17 protein-coding genes are annotated in these 17,488 nt (G+C 71.6%); 7 read left to right on the top strand and 10 right to left on the bottom strand.

What is annotated here, in order from left to right; genetic code table 11:
- The first annotated feature begins 30 nt into the window (after positions 1-30).
- Both ACFY9E_RS19185 and ACFY9E_RS19180 read left to right on the top strand, forming a co-directional pair.
- Complete coding sequence (locus tag ACFY9E_RS19185; protein ID WP_390985203.1) at positions 31-1,131, top strand: DNA glycosylase AlkZ-like family protein; 1,101 nt, start codon at positions 31-33, stop codon at positions 1,129-1,131.
- Positions 1,132-1,206: 75 nt separating this feature from the next.
- A complete protein-coding gene (locus ACFY9E_RS19180; protein ID WP_390985201.1) occupies positions 1,207-1,788 on the top strand; it encodes a hypothetical protein in 582 nt (193 codons plus the stop codon).
- A gap of 50 nt (positions 1,789-1,838) precedes the next feature.
- Here the strand turns inward: ACFY9E_RS19180 and ACFY9E_RS19175 are convergent, their stop codons facing one another.
- From ACFY9E_RS19175 to ACFY9E_RS19135, 9 genes are all read right to left on the bottom strand, one after another.
- Positions 1,839-3,086 (bottom strand): cation:proton antiporter, encoded by a 1,248-nt coding sequence (locus ACFY9E_RS19175; RefSeq protein ID WP_390985198.1) that lies wholly within the window; start codon positions 3,084-3,086, stop codon positions 1,839-1,841.
- 6 nt (positions 3,087-3,092) lie between these two features.
- Positions 3,093-3,578 carry a TrkA C-terminal domain-containing protein gene (locus ACFY9E_RS19170; RefSeq protein WP_390985195.1) on the bottom strand — a complete coding sequence of 162 codons (486 nt, stop codon included), beginning with the start codon at positions 3,576-3,578 and terminating at the stop codon, positions 3,093-3,095.
- 124 nt (positions 3,579-3,702) lie between these two features.
- Entirely contained in the window at positions 3,703-4,158 is a 456-nt protein-coding gene (locus tag ACFY9E_RS19165; RefSeq protein ID WP_390985192.1) for a hypothetical protein, read from the bottom strand.
- A gap of 168 nt (positions 4,159-4,326) precedes the next feature.
- Positions 4,327-5,988 (bottom strand): purine-cytosine permease family protein, encoded by a 1,662-nt coding sequence (locus ACFY9E_RS19160; RefSeq protein ID WP_390985190.1) that lies wholly within the window; start codon positions 5,986-5,988, stop codon positions 4,327-4,329.
- Positions 5,989-6,115: 127 nt separating this feature from the next.
- Positions 6,116-7,408, bottom strand: a complete 1,293-nt coding sequence (locus tag ACFY9E_RS19155; RefSeq protein ID WP_390985187.1) for a hypothetical protein — start codon at positions 7,406-7,408, stop codon at positions 6,116-6,118.
- Positions 7,405-8,679 carry a glycosyltransferase gene (locus ACFY9E_RS19150; RefSeq protein WP_390985184.1) on the bottom strand — a complete coding sequence of 425 codons (1,275 nt, stop codon included), beginning with the start codon at positions 8,677-8,679 and terminating at the stop codon, positions 7,405-7,407. The genes ACFY9E_RS19155 and ACFY9E_RS19150 overlap by 4 nt, the downstream gene beginning before the upstream one ends.
- 138 nt (positions 8,680-8,817) lie before the next feature.
- Complete coding sequence (locus tag ACFY9E_RS19145) at positions 8,818-9,339, bottom strand: cellulase (RefSeq protein ID WP_390985182.1); 522 nt, start codon at positions 9,337-9,339, stop codon at positions 8,818-8,820.
- Between the two features lie 11 nt (positions 9,340-9,350).
- On the bottom strand, positions 9,351-9,857 hold the full coding sequence (locus tag ACFY9E_RS19140; RefSeq protein ID WP_390985180.1) for a SigE family RNA polymerase sigma factor: 507 nt from the start codon (positions 9,855-9,857) through the stop codon (positions 9,351-9,353).
- 181 nt (positions 9,858-10,038) lie between these two features.
- Positions 10,039-10,404, bottom strand: coding sequence for a DUF6479 family protein (locus tag ACFY9E_RS19135; protein ID WP_390985178.1), 366 nt, complete (start codon positions 10,402-10,404; stop codon positions 10,039-10,041).
- Positions 10,405-10,523: 119 nt separating this feature from the next.
- On the opposite strand from ACFY9E_RS19135, the gene ACFY9E_RS19130 reads away from it, so the two are divergent.
- Entirely contained in the window at positions 10,524-10,898 is a 375-nt protein-coding gene (locus ACFY9E_RS19130; protein ID WP_390985175.1) for a ferredoxin, read from the top strand.
- Between the two features lie 76 nt (positions 10,899-10,974).
- Complete coding sequence (locus ACFY9E_RS19125) at positions 10,975-12,153, top strand: acyl-CoA dehydrogenase family protein (RefSeq protein WP_390985173.1); 1,179 nt, start codon at positions 10,975-10,977, stop codon at positions 12,151-12,153.
- 88 nt (positions 12,154-12,241) lie between these two features.
- On the opposite strand, the gene ACFY9E_RS19120 is transcribed toward ACFY9E_RS19125, so the two are convergent.
- Complete coding sequence (locus ACFY9E_RS19120) at positions 12,242-13,864, bottom strand: PucR family transcriptional regulator ligand-binding domain-containing protein (RefSeq protein ID WP_390985170.1); 1,623 nt, start codon at positions 13,862-13,864, stop codon at positions 12,242-12,244.
- A 279-nt stretch (positions 13,865-14,143) separates the two neighbouring features.
- Between ACFY9E_RS19120 and solA the strand changes: the two genes are divergently transcribed.
- The 3 genes from solA (at position 14,144) to ACFY9E_RS19105 (ending at position 17,311) form a co-directional block, all read left to right on the top strand.
- Positions 14,144-15,280, top strand: coding sequence for an N-methyl-L-tryptophan oxidase (gene solA / locus ACFY9E_RS19115; protein WP_390985168.1), 1,137 nt, complete (start codon positions 14,144-14,146; stop codon positions 15,278-15,280).
- 119 nt (positions 15,281-15,399) lie between these two features.
- The gene (locus tag ACFY9E_RS19110) at positions 15,400-16,080 is read left to right on the top strand and encodes a haloacid dehalogenase type II (RefSeq protein WP_390985165.1); all 681 of its coding nucleotides are present in this window, start codon (positions 15,400-15,402) and stop codon (positions 16,078-16,080) included.
- A gap of 211 nt (positions 16,081-16,291) precedes the next feature.
- The gene (locus ACFY9E_RS19105) at positions 16,292-17,311 is read left to right on the top strand and encodes a transporter substrate-binding domain-containing protein (protein ID WP_390985162.1); all 1,020 of its coding nucleotides are present in this window, start codon (positions 16,292-16,294) and stop codon (positions 17,309-17,311) included.
- Positions 17,312-17,488: the final 177 nt, after the last annotated feature.

The following is a 17,488-nucleotide window of genomic DNA, read 5'->3' as shown; positions in this document are numbered from 1 at the left end:
GGCACACGACGCGAAGGCCGAGGTGCTCCGATGACCGTTCTCGACACCCGGGCGCTCAACCGCGCCACTCTCGCCCGGCAGTTGCTCCTCGACCGCGCCGACCTGCCGGTCCTCGACGCCGTCGCCCACCTGGGCGGTCTCCAGGCGCAGGAACCCCAGGAGCCCTTCCCCGGGCTCTGGTCGCGGCTGCGGGCGTTCGACCCGGCCCGGCTGTCGGACCTGCTGACCGGGCGGCGCGTGGTGCGCACCCATCTCATGCGCCGCACGGTCCATCTCGTCACCGCCGACGACGCAGTCGCCTGGCGCGCCCGCCACGACGGCATGCTGCGCCAGCGGGTGGTCGGGGTCTACCGGCGCGAACTCGACGGGGTCGATCACAGTGAACTCGCCGCGGCGGGCCGCAAGGTCATGGCCGACGGCGAACCCCGGTCCATGCCCGCGCTCGCGCGAGCCGTCGCCGACCGCTGGCCCTCGGCCGGGCCGCGGCCCCTCGGCGAGATGCTGGTCGCCGCCCTCCTCCCGACGGTGCAACTGCCGCCGCGCGGCCTGTGGAGAACGAAGGCCGGCGTGCGCTACGCGCTGATGTCCTCCTGGCTGGGACGCGAGATCGACCCGCTCGCCCCGGACGGCTCCGACCCCGTGGGCCAGGCACTGGTACGGCGCTATCTGGCAGCCTTCGGTCCCGCCGCCTCGGCCGACCTGCGCGCCTGGTGCGGCCTCGCGGGGCTGCCCGCCGCGGTTTCCGCCATGCGCGAGGAACTGGTCGCCTTCCGGGACGAACGCGGCCGCACACTGCTCGACCTCCCGGGCGCGCCACGCCCCGACCCCGACACCCCCGCCCCGGTGCGGTTCCTCCCGGCGTTCGACAACGCGATCCTCGGCTACCACGACCGCAGCCGGATCATCGACGACGCGCACCGCCCTCTGTCCGTCGCCGGCGCCCGCGTCGTTCTGGTCGACGGCAGGGTCGCCGCGACCTGGACCGTCGAGGGGGACACCGTGCACGTCACCCCGCTGCGCCGCTTCTCCCGGGCCGACCGCACCGCCGTCGCCGGCGAAGGGCGGGCGATGGCCTCCTTCCTCTCCGGCCAGGAGAGCGACCGGGTACGCATCGCCGCGTCTCCCGCCTGATGACCGGCGCGCTTCAGCCGCTGTCAGGCGCACACTGGAAGGGTGCTGCCGGTGCTCACGAGGGGGTGTCGGCCGATGGAATCTTCAGAGCGCGTGACCGTGCGGTGGTGGCGGTGGCGACGCAATGCGCTCAAACGGCGTGTCGACGTCGTCGAAGCCTGGGTCCTGCTCGGGGGTTGGGTGCTCGCCCTGCTCGGCGGACTGGTCGCCGGACTGCTGGCGGCGGGCTCGGTCGAGCAGGCCGTCGAACGGCAGCGAGCCGAGAGCCGCCAGGTCTCGGCCGTGGTCGTCGAGGACGCGCCCGGCCCGTCGCCCGCCCGCGTGGCGAGCGACCACCGCGTGTGGGGCAAGGTGCGGTGGACCGCGCCCGACGGCTCGACCCACCGGGAAGAGGCCCGGGTGGCGCCCAAGGCTCCCGCCGGGAGCACCATCTCCCTGTGGGTGAACCGCAGTGGTGACATCACGACCCCGCCGGTGTCCGACGGCGAGGCCTGGCTGCACACCGCCATGGGCGGCGCACTCGCAGGGGCCTTCGCGGGCGGAACGGTCCTGGGAACCATGTGGCTGACCCGCCTGGCCCTGGACCGGTGGCGCCTGGCCCGGTGGGACGCGGAGTGGGAGCGGATCGACACACGCAGGGGGCGGAAGACGGGCTGACGACGGCGGTGCCCGTCCCGCGGTCTGCGTCTGCCGCCCCGGCGGCGTGCTCAGGCGCGGCCCACCGTGTCCTGGTCGTCGAGGGCCTCGTGTGCGCCCGGCGGAACCGGTGGCGTCGCCCCTGACTCGGCCGCCCGCCGCAGGCGTCCGGTCAGGCGTGTGGCCAGCGGCTCCGTCCAGCGGGCGGTCAGGGGGCCGAGCAGGACCAGGATGAGGACGTACGCCGTGGCCAGGGGGCCGAGCGAGGGCTCGATGCCGGACGTCACGGCGAGCCCGGCGATGACGATGGAGAACTCGCCGCGGGCCACGAGCGTGCCGCCGGCCCGCCAGCGGCCCCTGGGCCCGATCCCGGCGCGGCGCGCGGCCCAGTACCCCGTGGCGATCTTCGTGGCGGTGGTGACGGCCGCCAGGGCGAGGGCGGGCGGCAGGACGGGCGGGATGCTCGCCGGGTCGGTGTGCAGGCCGAAGAAGACGAAGAACACGGCGGCGAACAGGTCCCGCAGCGGCGCCAGCAGACTCGTCGCGCCCTCGGCGACCTCGCCCGACAGCGCGATGCCGACCAGGAAGGCGCCCACCGCGGCCGACACCTGCAACTGCTGGGCGAGACCGGCGACCACGAGCGTCACGCCGAGGACGACCAGCAGCAGCTTCTCCGGATCGTCGCTGGAGACGAAGCGGGAGACGTGGCGGCCGAAGCGCACCGCGAGGACCAGCACCAGGGTCAGCACGCCCACGGCGATGGCCAGGGTGATGCCGCCCGCGGCCAGCCCCACCCCGGCCAGCAGAGCCGTGACGATGGGCAGGTACACCGCCATGGAAAGGTCCTCCAGGACCAGGATGCTCAGGATGGCCGGCGTCTCACGATTGCCCAGCCGCCCCAGGTCGCCGAGGATCTTGGCGATGACGCCGGAGGAGGAGACCCAGGTGACACCGGCCAGGACGACGGCGGCGACCGGGCCCCAGCCGAGCAGCAGGGCCAGCACCGCGCCCGGCAGGGCGTTGAGGACGGCGTCGAGGAGCCCGGCGGGGTAGTGGGTCCTGAGGTGCGAGACGAGGTCGGTGGCCGTGTACTCCAGGCCCAGCATGAGCAGCAGGAGGATGACCCCGATCTCGGCGCCGACGGCGACGAAGTCCTCGCTGGCGCCCAGCGGCAGCAGCCCGCCCTCCCCGAAGGCGAGCCCGGCCAGCAGGTAGAGGGGGATGGGCGAGAAGCGGAAGCGCCCGGCGAAGCGGCCGAGCAGCCCGAGCCCGAGGATGAGACAGCCGAACTCGATCAGGAAGACCGCGGAGGAGTGCATGGCGGGTCACTCCCGCCCGAGTATCGCGGCGGCCGCCTCCACGCCCTCGCGGGTCCCGATGACGATGAGAGTGTCGCCACCGGCCAGCCGGAAGTCCGGGGTGGGGGAAGGGATCGCCTCCGCCCGGCGCAGCACCGCCACCACGGACGCACCGGTGTCGGTGCGGATCCGGGACTCGCCCAGCAGCCGCCCGCTGAAGTGAGCCGAGGCGGGCAGCTCGATCCGCTCGGCGACGAGCCCCAGGTCGGTGGTGGACAGCAGGTTCGGGGTGTGGTGCGCCGGCATCAGGGCGTCGATGAGGGTGGTGGCCTCCTCCGACGTCAGCCGCACCGAGAGGTCGCAGGCGTCCGGGTCGTCCTCGCGGTAGGCGCTGATCGTCCGGTGCCCGTCGCGGTGCGCGACCACCGACAGGCGTCGGCTCTCGCGTGTCGTCAGGTCGTAGCGGACTCCTATGCCCGGCAACGGGGTGCTGCTGAGGCGTGGCGCGCTCATCTCCGTCCCCCTTCGGTCTGCTTGCGCGTTCCTGCCTGTGGGGGGCCGCCCGGACGAGCGTCCAGATCCGGCCTGTGTGGCTCATCCTAGGCGGCGGGGCGCAACCGCACCCGTCCTGCGTGGGCTATCGGGACGGTTGCGGGAAGGGGGATGCGGAGGGGAGAGGTGTGGCGGTGGGCAGCCGCGCGGTCGCCCCCTCGACCTGCCGCACCGTGCTCTCGCCGGGCCGGTGGCCGGTGCTCGCGCCGGTGGACAGCTGGGACCAGGCACCCAGGGCCAGGGCGACGGCGGCCGCAGTGGCGACGACCCGTCCCGCGCGCCGGACCTTGGCCCGGCGGTCCAGGTCACCCCACGCCACGCGGACCCACAGGTCCTCGGGCTGCCACAGGTCACCGACGGCGTGCGGGGGTTGGAGCCGCCGCCCCGCAGCCCGCTCGTCGGCGGAGGGTTCTCTGGGAGCGGAGACGCGTATGGCGGACTCGCTGTCGGTGAGGAACCTCAGCCACACCTCGTCGGGGACCGGGGGAACGCCGGGCGGCTCGTGGGGAGTTCCCCGCCCGTCCGGCTCTTCGGTGGTCACGTCCCGTCATCCCCTCTCCGAACGTCGGCCTGATCACTGCGCGGCGCGAGATCAGTATGCCGCCCGGGCCCCCAAGCCGCCCCTCGTCAGGCACCGCACATCGCGTCCGAGACCGACCTGGAATGTGCCGTGGGGCGGGAGCACCCGGCCGTGCTCCCGCCGCGCGGGTCAGACCGCCGGCAGGACGTGGTCGCCGACCTTGTCGGTGCTCAGGCACAGCGAGCAGACGACCGCGTCGTGCGTGTGGCAGGCCGCGACGTCCGGCCGCTCGAACTGCTGCCGGCACACGTGGCACTCGTAGGTGACGGCGCTGGGGTTGCCGTCCGCGTCCAGGAGCGGCTCGGGGATGCCGTCGTCGGTGCGGCGCAGGTAGTAACGGCCCTTGGTGACCACGGCCATCAGCGGGGTGAGGACGAACGCGATGACGGCGGCGGCGACGGGGGAGTACGGCTGGAGGGCGTCGCCCAGCGCGTGGAAGTACATGGCGATGGACAGCCCGGAGGCGGCGACGAAGGCGACGACCCCGACCGGGTTGACGGAATAGAGCATGCCGCGGCGGAACTCGGGTGCGTGCGGCGACAGCTTCAGTACGTACTTGTTGATGCCGATGTCGGTGGCCACGGTGACCACCCAGGCGATCGCGCAGTTCGAGTAGAAGCCCAGGATGCCGTTGAGGAAGCTGAACATGTCGGCCTCCATCAGGGCGAGAGCGAAACCCAGGTTGACCAGGACGAAGACCAGCCGGCCCGGGTAGCGCCTCGTGACGCGGGTGAAGGAGTTGGTCCAGGCGAGGGAGCCGGAGTACGCGTTCGTCACGTTGATCTTGATCTGGCTGATCACGACCAGGACCACGGCCAGCGGGAGGACGAGCCAGGACGGCATCATCGCGTCGAAGGCGTGCTTGAACTGCTGGATCGGCTCGGGTGCGGCGGCGGGACCGACCTCGGCGATGATGTAGACCGCGAGGAACACGCCGATGGCCTGCTTCAGCGCGCCCAGCACCACCCAGCCCGGGCCGGCCATCACCACGGCGGTCCACCAAGCGCGCTTGTTCGCCTCGGTCTTGGGCGGCATGAAGCGCAGGTAGTCGATCTGCTCGCCGATCTGCGCGATCAGCGAGAGGCACACGCCCGCGCCCAGCAGCACGGAGGCGGTGTTGACGCCGCCGTCCCCGTCGGTGCCCGCGTAGGCGAGGAAGCGGTCGACGGTGCCCGGGTCGGTGGCGACCAGGTAGACCAGCGGGCCGACCATCAGCAGCAGCCAGATCGGGGTGGTCCACACCTGGAGCTTGCTGAGCGCCGTCATGCCGTAGATCACCAGGGGGATCACCATCAGCGTGGAGACCAAGTAGCCCAGCCAGAGCGGCAGTCCGAGGCCCAGCTTCAGGCCCTGGGCCATGATCGAGCCTTCGAGGGCGAAGAAGATGAAGGTGAAGCTGGCGAAGATGACGCTGGTGAGCACCGAGCCGAAGTAGCCGAAGCCGGAGCCGCGGGTGATCAGGTCCAGGTCGATGTTGTACCGGGCGCCGTAGTAGGCGAGGGGGAAGCCGGTCACGAAGATGACGACGGCGGCGACGGCGATCGCGAGCAGCGCGTTGCCGGTGCCGTGGGCCAGACCGATGCCGGCGCCGATCGAGAAGTCGGCCATGTAGGCGATGCCGCCGAGCGCGGTCGTCGCCACCACCATCGGCGTCCAGCGCCGGTAACTGCGCGGCGCGAAGCGGAGCGTGTAGTCCTCGAGGGTCTCCTTGACGGCCTGGTCCGTGCTCGGGGCTGCCTGCTGTGCGGGTTCCGGCTCGGCGACTTCGGCCAGTCGTGGCTCGGTGCTCATGCCACGCCTCCTTGCTGCGGGTTGGGGACTGACAAGGCAGGCACGGTAGGCAGCGGTCGTTACCCCTAAATACTTCCTGCGTGAAGGGAGTGTTTCGGTGCCATCTCACCGGGCGGCGGCCGACTGTCTACGGGACCCCCAGCTCGAACAGCACGTATCCCGCGTACGACCCGGAGGCCAGCGCGGCCGTGCCGAGGACCGCGGCCAGGGACGGCCATCCGAGCCGGCGCAGCGCGAGGGCGAGCGGGACGAACAGCGGGAAGAGCGGGAGCAGATAGCGCGAGACGTTGCCGAAGTACTGCTGGGTGGTCATCACCATGAGGTAGGAGAGGACGGTGTAGACGACGAGTACGGCAGGCGGCCGCAGCCGCAGCAGCAGCACCGTCAGCACCGGCACCATCAGCACCACGCAGACGCCGATGACGTCCTCGAAGGGCATCGCGAAGAGATAGTCGAAGTGGCCCACCGGGATGGAGGTCAGCACGTCGAACGTGTGGGCTCCCCAGTCGAACTTGTGGGCCCACGCGCCGTCCTGGAGCTTGGAGTAACCGTTGATGTCGCCCATGCGGTAGTTGACCCAGGCGAGGTAGCCGAACAGGCCCATCGGGGCGATGGCCACGGCGGCGAGCAGGCGGCGGACACTCGGGCGCGAGCCGTCCGGACGCGGGGGACGGCCCCCACGCCGTAGCAGGGCAGCCGCAGCGGCGACGGCGAGGGCGGCGACCAGTGCCACGGCGGTGGGCCGGCACAGCCCGGCCGCGCAGGTCAGCAGGCCGGCGGTGAGCCAGCGGCGGGACATGACGGCGTGACAGGCCCAGGCGGCGAGCGCCGTGTAGAGCGACTCGGAGTAGCCCGACCACTCCGTGCCCGAGCCGGGCCAGACCGCCCACAGCCCGGCCGCGACGAGACCGGCCCGGTGCCCGCCCAGGTGTTTCGCCACGGCGTGGATGCCGAGCGCGGCGGCGAAGGAAGCGACGACGGAGACCGTCATGCCGGCGCCGTAGAGGCCGAGTCCGGTGCACTCCGAGACGAGCCGCATCAGCGTCGGGTACAGCGGGAAGAACGCCGCCGAGTTGCCCTCCAGCGTGATCAGCCCCGTCGCCCCCGGGACCGGCTTCAGGGCGGGGTCGTACCCGTGCGCGGCGATCTGCTGGTACCACCAGCCGTCCCAGCTGGCCAGGACGTCCCAGGCGTGCTCGCCGCCGCCGAAGCGCGGGTTCTTCTCACGGAAGCCGCCCGCGGAGTCCAGCAGGTACATGAAGACGGCGAAGCCGGCCAGTTTCAGCACGCCGTACGTCAGCAGCACGGGCCCGTAGCGCACGGCGGCGGCGCGCAGCCGCGGCCCTAACTCCCGCTTCTCGCCATTGACTTGGGGGCGCTCGACGCCGGAGGACGGGCGGCGCAGCTGGACGGTGCTCATGCGGCCGAGGGTCCTGTCGTGCGGCGGGCCGGGAACACCCACGCCCGGAGGAGGAGGAAGCGCAGCAGCGTCGCGGCCAGGTTGGCGGCGATCAGCGTCACCAGTTCGACCCGGTGCCCGGCGCCGGGAGCGGTGTGGTGGAGGACGGCCAGCGAGCCGCTGGTCAGGGACAGCCCGACCAGGAAGGCGGCGAGGCCCTTGAGATGGTGGCGCAGTGCGCCACCGCGACCCCGGACTCCGAAGGTGAGCCGCCGGTTGGCCGCGGTGTTGGCGATGGCGCTGGCGAGCAGCGCGAGGGCGTTGGCGGCCTGTGCTCCCGTCGCGGGTCTGAGGGCGGTGTACAGCAGCAGGTAGCACAGGGTGCTGGCGGCGCCGACGGCGGTGAAACGCACCACCTGCCGGGCCAGGCCCGCGGGCAGCTCCCCGTCGAGGTCGCCGCCGCTGCGGCGCAGCGCGGTCAGCGGCAGCCTGCCGCAGGCCAGGGCACGGCCGAGCCTGGCCATGCCCCGCAGATCCGCGAGCGCCGTGGACAGGATGTGGACCCGGCTGTCGGGGTCGTCCACCCAGTCCACCGGCACCTCGTGGATCCGCAGCCCCGCGCGCTCGGCGATGACCAGCAGCTCGGTGTCGAAGAACCACTCGCGGTCCTGCACCAGCGGCAGCAGCCGCTCCGCGACGTCCCGCCGCACCGCCTTGAACCCGCACTGCGCGTCGGAGAAGCCCACCGCGAGGGTGCCGCGCAGCAGCCCGTTGTAGCAGCGGGAGATGATCTCCCGCTTCGGTCCGCGCACCACCCGCGAACCACGGGCCAGCCGGGTGCCGATGGCGATGTCCGAGTGGCCCGAGATCAGCGGCGCGACCAGCGGCAGCAGCGCGGCCAGATCGGTGGACAGGTCCACGTCCAGATAGGCCAGAACGGGTGCGCCGGAACGCGACCAGGCGGTGTGCAGCGCACGACCCCGGCCCTTGTCGGCCAGCCGGATCCAGTGCGTGCCGGGCAGTTCGGCGGCCAGTCGTGCGGCGATCCGCGGGGTGCGGTCGGCGCTGGCGTTGTCGGCGATGGTGATGCGGAAGGCGTAGGGGAAGTTCTGTGCGAGGTGCGCGTGCAGGCGCCGGACGCAGGGCTCCAGGTCGTTCTCCTCGTTGTGCACGGGAACGACCACGTCGAGGACGGGGTCCGGATGGTGCGCGGGCAGGGGCGCCCGGCGCGGCAGCGCGGACGGCTCGGGTATCGGGCGGTCGATCAGGGCCGACCGCCGTACGGTGCGCATGGCTGTTTCACGGTCTCTTTCTGGCGCGGGGCAAGCCCGGGTGCCGGTTTCGGGCATGGCGAAGGCGCCCGTGGCGGGTGGGGCGGTGTGCGGGCTCGGGGCGAGGGCGCCCCTGGCGGGGAAGGACCGCTCAGGCAGTTACTGGGTGTACGCCGACGCGGAGGGCTCCTCGGACTCCAGAGCGGACGGTGGGGCCGTCGTCGGTGTCGGGGAGGGCGGAGGTGTGGGCGGTGCCGAACCGGTCCGGCTCTCGGAGGCCGTGGCGGTCGGCGTGGAGTCGGCCGGTTCGCTCGTCACCCCGGAGGGGGTGACGCCGCCGGTCGTGGTCGCGGGCTGGGTGGTCGCGGGCTGCTCGGTCGGCGTCGGAGTCGGTGCGGAGGGCTCGGCCGTCGGCGTGCTGTCCGGCGAGGTCGTCGGGCTCGGCGCCGGCTGCGGCCGGTGATCGGCGGGCTGGGTCCGGGTGAGCATGCTGGGCAGCAGGGCCAGCCCGACACTGAGCCCCACCACCGCCACGGCGGAGCCGCCCGCCTTCCACAGCAGCCGCGACCGGCGGCGGGCCCGGATGCCCGCGTGCAGCCGCTGCCGGTGCGCGGGCTCGTAGGGGGCGGGCTGCTGGGTGTCGCGCATCAGCCGCGACAGGTCCCGCTCGAAGTCGTCCATCGGTTCTCCTTTCACCCCACGGGCCTGACGGCGTCGGACAGGATCTGGCGGAGCCGTGCGACTCCGCGGGACGCGTGGGACCGGGCGGTGCCCACCGGGCAGCCCAGAGCCTGGGCGACCTGCGCCTCGGGCAGGTCCTCGTAGTAGCGCAGCACCACCGCCGCCCGCTGCTTCGGCGACAGCAGGGCCAGCGCCGCCTCCAGTCGCGACCGCTCCGCGACGGCGGACGACATGTCGCCGGGGTCGGCCCGGTCGGGAAGCTGCTCCACCGGGCGCTCACCCCACCAGCGCCGCCGCGCCGAGCGGGCCGCCAGCCGTACCAGCACGGTGCGCACGTACGCCTCGGGAGCCTGCTCGGCGACCTTCGGCCAGGCGAACCACAGCTTGACCAAGGCCTCCTGCACCAGATCCTCGGCACGCTGCCGGTCGCCCCCCGTGAGCAGACGCGCGACATGGAGCAGCGCCGACCAACGGGCGGCCGTGAACTCGTCGAAGCCGTCCGCCCCCACCTGCTCCATCCTCACCGTCCTGCGTCTCAGTGGCCCCCTACACCTCTCCAAAGTCGCTGGACCCCACCGCACGATGCACTCGAAACCTGTGATCCACCTCACCTCATGGAGCCGGCCGCAGGCATGCGAAAGGGCCCGTGCACAGGCACGGGCCCTTCCGTTCGGCTGCCGGGCCGCCGGCGTCCTGGGCTCAGCCGCCGCCCGGGCCGCCGCTGCCGAAGGAACCGCTGCTGCCGTCGTTCCAGCGGGGGCGCTCCTGCGACGGGCTCGTCCGGTCGCTCATGTTGCCGTGCCCCTTCAGCTGGTGCGGGGTCAGGCGGTCCTCGCTCCTGGGAACCTCCTCGGGCTCCCGGCGCTCACTCGTCTCGCGGACCGGCCCCCCGTCGGGCAGCCGCGGCTGCTCGTCCGGACGCGGTGTGGGCAGTTCCCTGCGCTTGACGCGAACGCCGAGGACGAAGGCCCCCAGCAGCAGGGCCACGACCACCACACCCGCCACGATCAGCCCGATGCCGACGGCGCCACGGCCCGCGGCCATCTCCATCCATGCGCTATTCATGGCACGCGGGTACCCCTGGTCCCCTCCGTGAACCCGCTGGGCACAGGCGACCGCCGCGCCGGAGGGAACCCTCGGGAACACCGGGTTTGACGGGCACCGACCGGGGCTACCCGCGCGGTGTGACTTCGACGACATCCCAGCAGGAGCTGTTCCGGTTCCTGGAGGACCGTTTCGCCTGTGCGCAGGCGTGCACCGAGTGCGCGCGGGCCTGCGCGCTGCGCGCGAGCCTCGTGGATCCCGACGGCACCGAGAATCAGGAACTCGTACGGCGCAAGGGCATCATGTGCGCGGAGGTCTGCGACGCGACCTGCCGTGTGCTGTCCGAGCAGAACCAGGTGGACGAGAGCAGCATCCGGGTCCAGGTGGAGTGGTGCCGGACCGTGTGCCTGGAGGCCGCCCACGTCTTCGACCGGCAACCAGGAGCGGAGGACTCGGCGGCGGCATGCCGGGCATGCGCACGCGCGTGCACGGACTTCCTCGCCACCCTGAACTGACAACACCATTCCCAATTTCTGAAACACGTTCTACGGTGTGCGCCGACAGGACCGGCCTTGGGAGCCTGGAGGCGCCGTGCACCTCGAATACACGCCCGAGCAGCAGCGGCTGCGCAGCGAACTGCGGTCCTACTTCGCCGAACTGGTCCCTGACCACAGGTACGCCCGGAGCGGCGACCCGGCGGACCAGAAGCGGTTCTACCGCGATACCGTCCGGCGGCTCGGGAGGGACGGCTGGCTCGGTGTGGGCTGGCCGGCCGAGTACGGTGGGCGCGGCCTGACGGCCATGGAGCAGTTCATCTTCTTCGACGAGGCTGCCCAGGCCGGCGTCCCGCTGCCGCTCATGGCGCTGAACACCGTCGGCCCGACGATCATGCGGTACGGCACCGACGAGCAGAAGGCGTACTTCCTGCCGCGGATCCTCTCCGGCGAGATCGACTTCGCCATCGGCTACAGCGAACCCGGCGCGGGCACCGACCTGGCGTCCCTGCGCACCAGGGCGGTACGCCAGGGCGACGAGTACGTCGTCGACGGCCAGAAGATCTGGACCACGAACGGCGACACGGCCGACTGGGTCTGGCTGGCCGTGCGCACCGACCCGGACGCCCCGCCGCACAAGGGCATCACCATGCTCCTGGTGCCGACCTCCGACCCCGGCTACTCCTGCACCCTGATCAACACCCTCGCCTCGCACGACACCACCGCCAGCTACTACGAGAACGTCCGCGTCCCCGTCTCCCACCGGGTCGGCGCCGAGAACCAGGGCTGGCGGCTGATCACCAACCAGCTCAACCACGAGCGTGTGACCCTGGCCGCCCACGGCACCATGGCGATCCGCGCCCTGCACGACGTGCGGCGCTGGGCGACGGAGACCAAGCTCGCCGACGGCCGCCGCGTCGTCGATCTGCCCTGGGTGCGCCGCCTCCTGGCCCGCACCCACGCCCGGCTGGACGCGCTGAAACTGCTGAACTGGCAGATGGTCGGCGCGGTCCAGGACGGCACCCTCACCCCGCAGGACGCCTCGGCCGTCAAGGTCTACGGCTCCGAGGCCCGCCGCGACGCCTACGCCTGGCTCATGGAGATCGTCGCGGCCCCCGGCGCCCTGAAGGACGGCTCGGCCGGCGCGGTCCTGCACGGCGAACTGGAACGCGGCTACCGCTCGGCCGTGATCTTCACCTTCGGCGGCGGCAACAACGAGATCCAGCGGGAGATCATCTCGTGGATCGGACTGGGGATGCCGAGGGTACGGCGCTGACGGAGCGCCGAATGCGAAGGCGTTCGAAGTGAGCGCGGACGGCCGCGGATGCCGCCGCCAGGCTGCTCCGCGTGCCGCCCGGCACTCCTCATGCGCCGGGCAAGGCTGCTCCGCGTGCGTCCAGGACCAGCACCGCCACGTGCAGGGACGTGCGCTGCAGGCCTGATTCCAGGTCGCAGCCGAGAAGCCGTTCGATGGTGTGGAGGCGCTGGTAGTACGCCTGCCGGGACATGCCGGCCCGCTTCGCCGCGTCCGACTTGTTGCCGGCGGCCGCCAGATAGGCGCGCAGCGCGGGCAGCAGGTCACCGCTGTTGCGGTCGTCGTGTTCGATGAGGCGGGTCAGCTGCCGTTCCGCGTAGCGCTGGAGGCGGGTGTCCGCACACAGGACCCCCAGGAGTTCCGGCAGCCGGACATCGGCGGGGACGTAGAACCACCGCTCCGGGGAGGCCGGTGTGATGGCCTCGGCCGTCTGCTCGGCCTCCTGCCACGACCGGGCGATCCCGGAGAGGTCGGTCACCCCCGGGCCGACGGCGACGACGGCCTCCGGACCGAGTTCCTCACGGGCGAGACGGCCGATCCGCTCGGCGACCGGCTGCCACGCACTGGCCTGCGCCAGGGCGAGGAGGACACCGATCCGGCCGGGAGCCGTCTCACCGACCAGAGCGCGGATGCCGGTCTGCGTCAGAGCCTTCGCGATCCGCTCGTCGAGCTGCTCGCCCTCACCGCCGCGATGGGCGTGGCGGATGACGACGGTGAAGAGGCGGTGCCCGAAGGCCGGCAACCCCAGCGCCTCGGCGCGGGCGCGGGCGTCGGCGGGGGAGCGGAAACGCCGTTCGCACAGGTCCCGCAGCACGGAGCGGTGGGCCCGGCGCTCCCACCAGGCCGGCCCGGCCAGGCGTGCCATGGTCAGCGCGACCGCCGCACGCTCCAGCACCAGGACGTGCTCCGGGTCGGGCTCCGTGTTCAGCCGGCTGTCCAGCAGGACCAGCCGCCCCCACGGTCCGTGGTGGTCCTGCACCGGGGCGATCAGCCACCCCTCCGGGCCGCTCGGTGCGACCTTGTCCAGGGTCGGCGCGGCCCGGGAGCGCCGGGACCAGGCCGACACGACGGGCTCGTACGGCCGCCCGAGCAGCTCGCACATCAGGACCCGGTGGGTGAGATCTTCCAGCACCACGGGCGCTCCGGTGAGCTCCGCGGTCGTGTGCACCAGTTCCTCGGGACCCGCGCCCCGCAACGTCAGAGCGGTGAAGATGTCCTGGATGTCCCTGCCGCGGCGCAGCAGAGCCCCCTGGGCGTCGAGGATGAGCGCGTGCACCGTCTGCGTGACGTCGATGAAGCGGACACCGCGGGCCAGCTCGACCAACGGCACCTCACGCGCCCGGCAGGCCGCCACCAGCTCCTCGGGCACCTTCCGATAGCGGTGACCGAGCTCCACGATCAGGCCGGCCGCGCCGACATCGGCGAGCTGGTCCACGTAATCCCGCAGCTCGGAGGCGTCCTCCGGGTACGGCATGCCGGTCGTCAGCACCAGCTCACCGCCCTCCAGGAAGTCGGCCGGATTGAGCAGTTCGGTGACATGCACCCAGCGCACCGCACGGTTCAGCTGCGACGTACCGGCCAGCACCCGCGGCATCCCCTCGGCCAGCACGGGCAGGCGAAGAACCTCCGCGATGGTCGGGAAGTGCCCGGTTGCGGGACGGCTGGGCGGCATAGGAGTGCTTTCTTCCGAAGGATCCGGGGGTCACCATCGCACCGGCCACCCACCGTGACAAGAGGGCGGGGAACACTTTCCGGAGCCTTGTCCCCTGCCATGACAAACCGTCTCGAGAAGCCGGCGAGGTGGAACACAGTGTGGGTTGACCTGCGGGTTCCGGCGGGTCGAAAGTGAACGCCATCCCCGGCACGGCCGAACCGCAAGAGTCGGCACGGTGTCCGCACCGGTCCGGGGCATCACTGCCACCGAGCCCACCCCCGGCGAAAGGAGCGACTCATGCGCAACCAGAAGCGCGTCGCCGTGATCGGTGCCGGCAGCATGGGCAGCCAGGCCATGTGGCGACTTGCCGCCCGCGGAGCCGAGGTCATCGGCTACGACCGGTACGCGCCGGGTCACGACCGCGGCGCGGCCGGGGGCGAGACCCGCATCTTCCGCGCCGTGCACCTCGGTGACCCCGGGTACATTCCGCTGCTGCGGCTCGCGGACGGGATGTGGGACCGGCTCCAGCGTGAAACCGGCTTCTCGCTGCGCCGCCGCAGCGGATGCCTGGTGATGGGCGAGACCGTGTCACCGTCGATGCGCCTCCTCCTCTCCGAAAGCACCACTCACCGGCTGGACCACGAGGTACTGGACCGCGAGGAACTCGCCCGCCGGTACCCACAGCACCGCCTCCCGGACGGGCACACCGCCGTCCTCGACCGGAGGGGCGGCATCATCCGGCCGGAGGCGTCGATCCAGGCCGCCGCCACCCGCGCCGAGCAACTGGGCGCCCGGCTGCACCGCTACACCACGGTGCGGGAGATCGCCCCCGCGGCGGGCGGCGGGGTGCACATCGTCACCGACCAGGGCACGGACCACGTGGACACCGCGGTGGTGACCGCGGGCCCCTGGATCAACACGCTGCTCCCGGACCTCCCGCGGAGCGTCGACATCCGCCGGCTGATCAGCTCGTGGCACATCCCCACCCGCCATGACTGGTTCGCGGGCGGCGCACCCGCCTTCGTCCGCAGTACACCCCACGACTGCTACGGGCTCCCCTCGCCCGACGGCATCTCCGTCAAGCTGGGCCTCTCCCTGGCCCGTTACCTGCCGGTGCCCGACCCCGAGCGGCTCGACCGGACGGTCCGCCCGGAGGAACTCGCCACCTTCCGCGAGCTCATCGCCGAGCTGATGCCCGATCTGAACCCCGACCCGATCAGGCTGTCGGTCTACATGGAGGGCTACACCGCGTCCGGGAACCCGCTCGTCGGTCATCTCCCCGGCGAGGACGACATCATCGTCATGGCCGGATTCTCCGGCAGCGGCTTCAAGCTCTCGCCCGCCATGGGAGAGATCGCCGCCGACCTGGCCCTCGAGGGCTCCACCGACCACCCGATCGGCTTCCTCGCGCCGGCCGGGGCCCAGACCGCCTGACCCTCCGTCATCACGCCCTGCCCTTGGGCGAGTTCATCTCGAACATGCCGGAAAAGTCCTGAAAAAGCGGAGTCTGCATTCCCTGCAGTCTTTGACAGCGCAGAAATTGGAGCTCTTCCATGCCTATTCCCTCGTTCCAGTTCCGCCCGAAGTACGTCTCGTTCGACTGTTACGGCACGTTGATCGAGTGGCCGATGACCCCCATCACGCGTGAACTCGTCGGCGACCAGATCCCGGCCGAGCACTGGGACCAGTTCGTCAAGGAGTTCCGTGGCTACCGCTACGACTCGGTCCTCGACAAGTACTACCCCTACGAGCAGACGCTGCAGGCCGCCTTCGAGGGGGTCTGCCGCAAGTGGGGCATCAAGGCGGCCCCGGACGCCGGCAAGCGGTTCGCCGACGGCGTGCGCAGCTGGGGCCCGCACGCGGATGTGCCGGAACCGCTGAAGAAGATGGGCGAGCACTACAAGCTGGTGATCCTCTCCAACGCCGAGGACGCCTTCCTCGCCGAGAGCGTGCCCCGGCTCGGGGCTGACTTCCACGCGGTCTTCACCGCGGAGCAGGCCGGCTACTACAAGCCCCGGTACGCGGCGTTCGAGTACATGCTCGACCAGCTCGACGCGTCACCCGAGGACTTCGTGCACGTCTCCTCGCACACCCGCTACGACCTGATGCCGATGCACGACATGGGCTTCCGCAACCTCGTCCTCCTGGACCGCGGCTGCGACCCGGTGACCCACGGCTACGACTACGTGACCGTCAAGTCCCTGGACGAGCTCAACCAGATGCTGGGCATCTGACGCGCGACGCACACCCGCTCACGCAGCACCCTCTTCCCGACAGGCGCCCGGTCTCGCGTGGCCGCCCATGAGCCCTGCGCGTTTCCGGGCGCCAACTGACGACGTCCCACCCCCGTCCGATCCGCACGTCGTCCCCGCATCACGGATTCCCCCGTATCCCCCGCATCACCGCATTCTCCCCGGCATCCCCGTATCCCCAGGAGGCACCGCCATGGAAAGCAACCGGACAGGCCGCAGAACCGTACGCCGCACCGCAGGCGCTGTGGCCGCCGCCATGCAGGTCAACAGGCACGTGAGCATCCCGATCGTCACGACCGCCCTGGCCCTCACGCTCGCCGCGTGCGGGGCGGGCGGCACCGCGCAGAACGCAGGGTCGAAGAGCACGACCCAGGGCGGAGGGTCCGGCGCGTCGGCCGAGCACACCGACGACATCTCGGTGGGTGTGAAGCCGGATGCGAAGGCGGTGAAGCTGCTGCCCGCGGCGGTGAAGTCCAAGGGCACGCTCTCGGTGGCCATGGACCTGGCCTACCCGCCCACCTCGTTCCTGGCGTCGGACAACAAGACCCCGATCGGGTTCAACCCGGACATGTCCCGGCTGGTCGCCGCCAAGCTCGGCCTGAAGCTGCAGATCAACAACGTCAAGTTCGACACGATCATCACCGGTCTGCAGGCCAACCGGTACGACTTCACCGTCTCCACCATGGGAGCCACCAAGGACCGGCTGAAGGTGCTCGACATGGTCGACTACGTCAAGGCCGGGACCGGAGTGTCCGTCCCCTACGGGAACCCGCAGAAGCTGGGCACCCACACGCTGTGCGGGCACCGCGTGGCTGTCGCCTCCGGCACCACCGCGGAGCTGCAGTGGCTGCCCCAGCTGTCCAAGCAGGACTGTACGAGCAAGGGCAAGCCGGCCATCAAGGCGGTGACCCTGCCCAGCGTGAACGACGCCCTCACCCAGCTGGTCTCCAAGCGGATCGACGCGGTGATGAACGACTTCATCGCGCTCGAGTGGGCGGCCACGCAGCAGCCCAAGACGTTCGACGTCCTCAAGCCCCTGGTGTCCACCAAGCCCACGACGATCGCCCTGAAGAAGGACTCGCCGCTGACCCCCGCGGTCAAGGCCGCCATCCAGTCGATCATCGACGACCCCAAGTACGCCGAGGCGCTGGGCCGCTGGGGTTTCAAGGACCTCGGGATCAAGACCGCGGCCATGGCCGTCCCTCAGGACTGACATGTCCACGGATCTGATCGGTACGAAGACCAGGAGCCGACCGGTGTCACCACTGCTGGCCGAAGAAAAGAAGCGGATCACACCGAAACGTCCTCGCGACTATGTCGCCTGGGCCGTCGCGATCGCGATCGTCGCCGCTCTGGTGTGGACCGCGGTGACCAACGAGAACTATCGCTG

Source organism: Streptomyces sp. NPDC012466, from assembly GCF_042955215.1.
In the GTDB taxonomy this organism is placed as follows: Bacteria; Actinomycetota; Actinomycetes; order Streptomycetales; family Streptomycetaceae; genus Streptomyces.
The sequence above is the reverse complement of the archived record's forward strand: the minus strand, read 5'-3'. Positions and strand labels throughout refer to the sequence as shown.

What these genes read in the sequence shown, in the direction of transcription:
- ACFY9E_RS19185 (WP_390985203.1), top strand. Translation starts at nt 31, where the DNA reads ATGACCGTTCTCGACACCCGGGCGCTCAACCGCGCCACTCTCGCCCGG.
- ACFY9E_RS19180 (WP_390985201.1), top strand. Translation starts at nt 1,207, where the DNA reads ATGGAATCTTCAGAGCGCGTGACCGTGCGGTGGTGGCGGTGGCGACGC.
- ACFY9E_RS19175 (WP_390985198.1), bottom strand. Translation starts at nt 3,086, where the DNA reads ATGCACTCCTCCGCGGTCTTCCTGATCGAGTTCGGCTGTCTCATCCTC.
- ACFY9E_RS19170 (WP_390985195.1), bottom strand. Translation starts at nt 3,578, where the DNA reads ATGAGCGCGCCACGCCTCAGCAGCACCCCGTTGCCGGGCATAGGAGTC.
- ACFY9E_RS19160 (WP_390985190.1), bottom strand. Translation starts at nt 5,988, where the DNA reads ATGAGCACCGAGCCACGACTGGCCGAAGTCGCCGAGCCGGAACCCGCA.
- ACFY9E_RS19155 (WP_390985187.1), bottom strand. Translation starts at nt 7,408, where the DNA reads ATGAGCACCGTCCAGCTGCGCCGCCCGTCCTCCGGCGTCGAGCGCCCC.
- ACFY9E_RS19150 (WP_390985184.1), bottom strand. Translation starts at nt 8,679, where the DNA reads ATGCGCACCGTACGGCGGTCGGCCCTGATCGACCGCCCGATACCCGAG.
- ACFY9E_RS19145 (WP_390985182.1), bottom strand. Translation starts at nt 9,339, where the DNA reads ATGGACGACTTCGAGCGGGACCTGTCGCGGCTGATGCGCGACACCCAG.
- ACFY9E_RS19140 (WP_390985180.1), bottom strand. Translation starts at nt 9,857, where the DNA reads ATGGAGCAGGTGGGGGCGGACGGCTTCGACGAGTTCACGGCCGCCCGT.
- ACFY9E_RS19135 (WP_390985178.1), bottom strand. Translation starts at nt 10,404, where the DNA reads ATGAATAGCGCATGGATGGAGATGGCCGCGGGCCGTGGCGCCGTCGGC.
- ACFY9E_RS19120 (WP_390985170.1), bottom strand. Translation starts at nt 13,864, where the DNA reads ATGCCGCCCAGCCGTCCCGCAACCGGGCACTTCCCGACCATCGCGGAG.
- solA (WP_390985168.1), top strand. Translation starts at nt 14,144, where the DNA reads ATGCGCAACCAGAAGCGCGTCGCCGTGATCGGTGCCGGCAGCATGGGC.
- ACFY9E_RS19110 (WP_390985165.1), top strand. Translation starts at nt 15,400, where the DNA reads ATGCCTATTCCCTCGTTCCAGTTCCGCCCGAAGTACGTCTCGTTCGAC.
- ACFY9E_RS19105 (WP_390985162.1), top strand. Translation starts at nt 16,292, where the DNA reads ATGGAAAGCAACCGGACAGGCCGCAGAACCGTACGCCGCACCGCAGGC.